The organism is uncultured Campylobacter sp., from assembly GCF_905371695.1.
Classification (GTDB): Bacteria; Campylobacterota; Campylobacteria; order Campylobacterales; family Campylobacteraceae; genus Campylobacter_A.
Genome location: NZ_CAJPMA010000093.1, coordinates 1 through 6,368 on the forward strand (window position 1 = coordinate 1; position 6,368 = coordinate 6,368).

General features: G+C 45.3%; 6 protein-coding genes and 1 pseudogene. 5 read left to right on the top strand and 2 right to left on the bottom strand.

Features of this window, described 5'->3' with window-relative positions; all coding sequences use genetic code 11:
* Positions 1-1,121, bottom strand: a pseudogene (locus QZ147_RS07795) (pyruvate:ferredoxin (flavodoxin) oxidoreductase); the annotation flags it as partial.
* 177 nt (positions 1,122-1,298) lie between these two features.
* Between QZ147_RS07795 and QZ147_RS07800 the strand changes: the two are divergent.
* The 5 genes from QZ147_RS07800 to luxS all read left to right on the top strand — a co-directional run bounded on the left by QZ147_RS07800 (position 1,299) and on the right by luxS (position 5,570).
* Complete coding sequence (locus QZ147_RS07800) at positions 1,299-3,011, top strand: phosphoethanolamine transferase (protein WP_295148970.1); 1,713 nt, start codon at positions 1,299-1,301, stop codon at positions 3,009-3,011.
* A gap of 111 nt (positions 3,012-3,122) precedes the next feature.
* Complete coding sequence (locus tag QZ147_RS07805) at positions 3,123-3,440, top strand: DUF2325 domain-containing protein (protein ID WP_295148972.1); 318 nt, start codon at positions 3,123-3,125, stop codon at positions 3,438-3,440.
* Positions 3,441-3,443: 3 nt separating this feature from the next.
* Positions 3,444-4,163, top strand: coding sequence for a hypothetical protein (locus tag QZ147_RS07810; RefSeq protein WP_295148974.1), 720 nt, complete (start codon positions 3,444-3,446; stop codon positions 4,161-4,163).
* Between the two features lie 11 nt (positions 4,164-4,174).
* Positions 4,175-4,666 (top strand): flavodoxin FldA, encoded by a 492-nt coding sequence (fldA, locus tag QZ147_RS07815; RefSeq protein ID WP_295148977.1) that lies wholly within the window; start codon positions 4,175-4,177, stop codon positions 4,664-4,666.
* Positions 4,667-5,054: 388 nt separating this feature from the next.
* Positions 5,055-5,570: an S-ribosylhomocysteine lyase gene (luxS, locus tag QZ147_RS07820; RefSeq protein ID WP_295148979.1), complete on the top strand. Its 516-nt coding sequence runs from the start codon at positions 5,055-5,057 to the stop codon at positions 5,568-5,570.
* Between the two features lie 89 nt (positions 5,571-5,659).
* Here luxS and QZ147_RS07825 read toward each other — a convergent pair.
* The coding region (locus tag QZ147_RS07825; RefSeq protein WP_295148982.1) for a c-type cytochrome at positions 5,660-6,368 on the bottom strand (709 nt) is incomplete at its 5' end.

The window sequence follows — 6,368 nt, forward strand, 5'->3', positions numbered from 1 at the left end:
ATCTGAGCCGGATCGACGTCTTTTGAGCTTAGGCCGTAGCGTCCGCCCACGATCACGGGCTGATTTTTGCGTCCGTAAAATGCCGCCTTGACATCTAGATATAGCGGCTCGCCCAGGCTTCCAGGCTCCTTCGTGCGGTCTAGCACGGCGATCTTTTCTACCGTCTCAGGCATCACGTCAAAGAGATATTTTAGACTAAACGGGCGGTATAGATGCACTTTTAGCACGCCTACTTTTTCGCCATTTGCGCGCAGGTGATCGACGACTTCTTCGAGAGTTTGCGTTACCGAACCCATCGCGACCACGATGCGCGTAGCGTGCGGATCGCCGTAGTAGTTAAACGGTTTATAGTCGCGTCCAGTGATTTTTGAAATTTCTTTTAGATACTCGGCCACGATATCAGGAACCGCGTCGTAGTAGCGGTTGGCTAACTCGCGCGTCTGAAAGTAAATATCGTCGTTTTGCGCCGTACCGCGAGTTTTCGGACTCTCGGGGCTTAGCGCCTCGTCTCTAAATTTTTGCAGAGCTTCGCGGTCTAGCAGTCTATCAAAATGCGCGTGGTCAAGCACCTCGACCTTTTGTATCTCGTGGCTCGTGCGAAATCCGTCAAAAAAGTGCAAAAACGGCACGCGACCCTTGATCGCCGCTAGATGCGCGACGCCGGCGATATCCATGACCTCTTGCACGGAGCCGCTTGCCAGCATCGCAAATCCCGTTTGCCGACAGGCATAGATATCCTGATGATCGCCAAAGATAGAAAGCGCCTGAGCCGCGATAGAGCGCGCGCTCACGTGGATGACGCCCGGCAGTAGCTGGCCTGCGATTTTGTACATATTCGGGATTTTTAGCAAAAGGCCTTGCGAAGCCGTGTATGTCGTAGTTAGGGCGCCTACTTGCAGCGAGCCGTGCACAGTGCCCGCCGCCCCGCCCTCGCTTTGCATTTCGACTACTTTAACCGGCATGCCGAATAAATTTTTCTTGCCCTGAGCCGCCCACATATCGGTGTAGTCAGCCATCGGCGAGCTAGGGGTGATCGGGTATATGCCCGCAACCTCGGTAAATGCGTAAGCCGCGTGCGCCGCAGCCTCGTTTCCGTCCATAGTTTTCATTATTTTAGCCATTTTTCCGCCTTAAATTTTGAAATTTCAAATTTTTGGAGTATAACATTTTTGCCTAAAATTTAGCCAAATTTTCTAGTTTTGCCCCTAATTTAAGCCCGCCCTTCCGCCCCCGTTTTCCTGAAATTTTAAAAATTTTTGGCTAGAATTTCGCTCTAAAATTAATCTTGCGAGAATTTAATGAGAAAAATTTTTGAAAATTTGACGAGGCGGCCGATTTTAGGCTATTTTATCTTTACGATTTTACTAAATGCCCTAATTATCGTTAAAATAAACTCCATGCTAAACCCGATTATCGATTTTAACGACTTTCGCGAGAGCAAATTTAATCTTACGAACCTATTTTTCGACCTTAGCGCGGCGACGTCGTTTTACGTTTTAATCTTCTGCGCGGCGGCTAAATTTTTGCGGCGGCTTAAAATTTTCGCGACCTTTATCGCGATATTTTCGGCGGCGTTTTACGGGTTCGAGTTTTTTACGATCGAGCAGTTTGATTCGAAATTTTCGATATTTATACTCGACGCGATGCTTCGCACGAACGCAAACGAGACGGCGGAGTTTATACAGACCTTTTTTAGCTTTAAAATTTTGCTTTTTGCGGGCGCGACGGCGGGCGCTTTTTGGCTGTTAGGCAAGCTAACGTTAAAATTTAGCGAGACGCGGTATAAAATTTGGCTAGCGTTTTGCGGCGTTTGCGTAGCGGGCGCCGTTTGGGGCGCGGCGTCAAACGCTAATTTTAATCATTTCGAAAAAAATACGCTCGTGCGGTTCGTCTGCGTAATCTCGGGCTATTTTAGCAGCGATAATTACATAAAAAATTTAGAAAATTTAGCCGCCGCTTACGAAAATAGCTATCAAAAAAATTTAGCCGCGATAGGCGAAGTAAAGTCTAAAAATTTACCTAAAAACGTCGTTTTAATCATCGGCGAGAGCTTGCAGAGAAACTACATGTCGCTTTACGGCTACGACAAGCCCACTACGCCTAGACTAGACGCGCTAAAAAATAGCCCGAATTTAATCGTTTTTTCAGATGTCGTATCGCCTTTTACCGCGACTAATCCGTCGTTGCAGCGAGTGCTAAATTTTAGCAACTTCGATAGCAAAATAGCCTGGTTTGAGAGCTTAAATTTGATGGATATGTTTAAAATTGCGGGCTTTAAAAGCGCCTGGGTTAGCAATCAAGACCGTTTCGACGTTAAATCAAGCTCGGCTACGAGCGTATCAAATCGCGCCGACGTCGTAAAATTTCCGCCGACTTTGGGGGATTATTACTGGGAGAGTTTGGCGGCCAAGACCGACGAGACGCTGCTTGATTTGCTACCGAAGCTCGACGGCGAGCGTAAATTTTACGTCGTTCATCTAATGGGAAATCACATGTCTTACTCAAAGCGCTATCCGACGGAATTTGGCAAATTTAGCGAGGCGGACGTAGAAAATCCAAAGCTAGACGCTACGCAGCGAAAAATCGTCTCGCAGTATCTAAATAGCGTGCTTTATAACGATTTCGTAGTAAGCGAAATCTTTAAGCGTTTCGCCGGCGAGGATTCGCTCGTTATTTATTTAAGCGATCACGCCGAGAGTCTTTACGAATATAAAAACAAGCTCGGACACGGCTTTGCGAGCCGATTTACGTGCGAAATTCCGATGATAATTTACGGCAGCGACGAATTTATCGCCGCGCATCCTAAAATTTGGGCGGCGCTAAACGCAGCGAAAGACGCGCCTTTTATGAGCGACGATCTAGCCCACGCGCTGGCCGATATTATCGGCGTAAAGCCGCTGGAATACGATGCCGCTAGAAGCCTTATTAGCGGCGAATTTAACGCTTCTAGAAAGCGGATCGTTCAAGATATAGACTACGAAAAAATGCGCCGTCAAAAAGCATACGAGTAAACTGTTACGATTTTACTCGTATATGATAACTAATTTCATAAATAAGCAAAATTTTAGCTTTCATAATTTATAATCGCTATCAATAAAAGATTAAAAATTAAGGGAGCCAAAATGTCAGTTTTAGTTATCGGCGCGGATGAGATTACTCCGATTAAGGCGGTTTTAAAAGATTTAGGAGCGAAACAGATCGAACACTGGGACGCGCGCAACGAAAATCGCGTGAACCGCAAACCGATCCCGCAAGATACCGAGTGCGTCGTGATGCTAACTAGCTTTTTAAACCACAACACGATGAAAACGATAAAAACGCAAGCCAAAAAGCGAAATATCCCGCTAGTGTGCGCTAAAAGAAGCGTTAGCTGCGTATTTTGCGAGTACTGCAAAGTCTTTGGGCTAGACAAGGAATTTAAATGCAAGTCAAGAGATTAATTCATGAAATTTGGCTTTTCGTCAGATATTGGAGAAATAACTCCAAATATTTTCTCAAAGCTTGACCATGAGGCGCGCGCAAGGGCGTTTTTAACGCTTTATAACGCTTGCGTGCAGCCCGAGCTTAGAGTGCCGCTTAGCTACGCGAAATTCGGCGGCATTCAACGAATTTTCCATGCGCGAATAGAGCGGCTCTTGCAAACTATTCTCATAAAAAAATACGAAATTAATAACATTTGTTTAGTTTCAAATGCCATAATACGGGCTTTTAAAACCGGCGATTTTAGTAAGCTAAAATTTATCGCCAGCTCCCCGAAATACGCGGTGGCAAAGATGATAAAAATGCTTTACGCAAGCGGGAAATTCGAGCTTTACTTTGATGCTGAGGATATGTTTTGCCAGTTCGTCTACGATAAGATTTCGCTTAAAAATCGCGACAAAAACGTATATTTAGAAGGCGGCGCGATATTCGTAGAAAAAGACGGCAAAAAGCTTTTGGGCGTATTGCCTAGCTTTAAACAAGTCGATCCGGGCGATGCGGGAAACATTTCCGCAGAGATATCAAAGGCCGTGAATGCCTTAAATTCCAAAAACTACGAGAGGGTTTTTATAGTCTTTCCTAGAAACGAGAATTTTAAGCGACACGTTGAGGTTAGGCATACGCAATGCGCCAGGGGGTGCATTAAGCTCGTGCCTTATACGATTAGTAATCAAATTTTTTAAAAGGAAACGAAATGATAGGCATTATCTACGGAAGTAGTATGGGAAATACCGAAGAAGCTGCGAAATTTATCGGCGAAAATCTAGGGCTCGAAAACGAAGTTTTAAATGTTTGCGACGCGGACGCGGATAAAATTAGCGGCTTTGATAAGCTTATTTTAGGTACTTCGACTTGGGGTAGCGGCGATTTGCAAGACGACTGGGACGCGTTTGATTTTAGCAAGCTCTCTCTTAGCGGTAAAACAGTTGCGTTTTTCGGTATGGGCGATAGCCAAAGCTACTCGGACGAATACTGTAACGGTATGGCGAAACTTTACGACGCTATCGTCGCGCGCGGCGCGAAAGCCGTAGGCGCGGTAGATACGCAAGGTTACAGCTTCGATGGCTCGGATGCGGTTAGGGACGGAAAATTCGTCGGCCTAGCTCTCGATGCGGATAATGAAAGCGATAAAACCGAATCTAGAATTTTGGCTTGGATAGAGCAGATTAAACCGCAATTTGCTTAAAATTTCGGCTAAATTTCGGGCGTTTGCTTGAAATTTAGCCTTTTAACTCTACGAATTTACCCCCCCCCTTTTTTTTTTATGAAGTGAGATTTTACAAAACCCGTAAAATTTGCTTCGCATAGTAAGTTAATTAAGCTCTGCTATAAATTTTACTCGGCGATTAGGCGGATCTTTTTGCCGAGTCGTCTATTTGCTAGCGATAAAAGCGGTTTATTTAAAATCTTACTCGCCGATATAGCGATAAGAGCGGCAAAAAGCGATATATACCGCGTAGCGAAATTTTGCAAAAACGTAATTTTACTCAGCTTTATTAAGCGCTTGATCGCCGCGGGAATAAAAGCGCGAATTTTACGCTAGAATTACGCTCACTAATTTTAAAGGAGAGAAAATGCCGTTATTAGATAGTTTTTGCGTAGATCACGTAAAGATGGAGGCGCCGGGCGTTCGCCTAGCCAAAACGATGAAAACGCCAAAGGGCGATGATATAAGCGTTTTCGACCTACGTTTTTGCAAGCCCAATCGCGACATTTTGCCAGAAAAAGGCACGCATACGTTAGAGCATTTGTTCGCGGGATTTATGAGGGATCACTTAAATACGAGCGGCGTCGAGATCATCGACATTTCGCCGATGGGGTGCCGCACGGGATTTTATATGAGCGTGATAGGTACGCCTAGTGAAAAAACCGTAATAGACGCGTGGAATGCATCTATGAAAGATATTTTGCAAGTTAAAGATCAGAGTAAGATCCCCGAGCTAAACGAATATCAGTGCGGTACTTATAAGATGCACTCGCTTGACGAAGCTCACGCGATCGCGCGAAAGATACTTGATAGCGGTTTAAGAGTTATCAGCAATAACGAAATCGCGCTTGACGTAGAAAAAATAGGTTTAAAAAAGCACTAAATTTTAAAGCGGGCTAGATAAATTTAGCCCGTGAATTTACTAGTAAAATTTTTATGAGAATTTAGGCAAGCGCTAGGCTCGCCTAAATTTTAATGCAGTTCGCTCCAAACTTTGCGCTTCCAAAGCCAAGCAAAAATTCCGAGTATAAAGAAATAAACCATCGTGCCGTAGCCCACGTTAGAGCGCTGCTCGCTCTTGCTGTCGCCTACTTTTTTAAAGTACGCGATTAGCTCGTCTTCGCTTGATTTATCAAGTCCTACGCGAGGCATCGACGTGCCCGTTAGCATCTTTTGCGTGTCGTTTACGAATTTGTGTAAGTACTCGTCGCCTTTGGAGCGTATCATCATAGAAAGATCGGGCGGGGTCGAACCCATGTATGCCGCGAGCGAAACTTTGTTTGAAAACGCGTATTTTTTGTCGTATTTTACGTCATGGCAGCGTTGGCAGGCGTCGGCGAAAATTTTCTCTTGCGTAACGGCGCCGTTTGCCTTTTCGTAATCTGCGCTAACTGATTTTAGATACGCTACGATGTCTGAAATTTCGGCGTTTATATCATCTCCGCCCGCTCCCGCGAACGCCGTCATAGGAAACGGCTTTTCGTCGTTAAATTTATGAGCTACTTTAAGCGCCATGGTAGGATTTTTTATAAGCGCAGCCAAAAATTTCGCGTCGTAAATTTTACCGGCGGTGCTAAGATCCGGCGGAACTACGCCGAAGCTTTGGCTAGCCGTTTCGTTATCCATGCTAGCGGGTATCCCTGCGGCCTCTACGCCGTGACAGCCTACGCAGCCCGCCGCG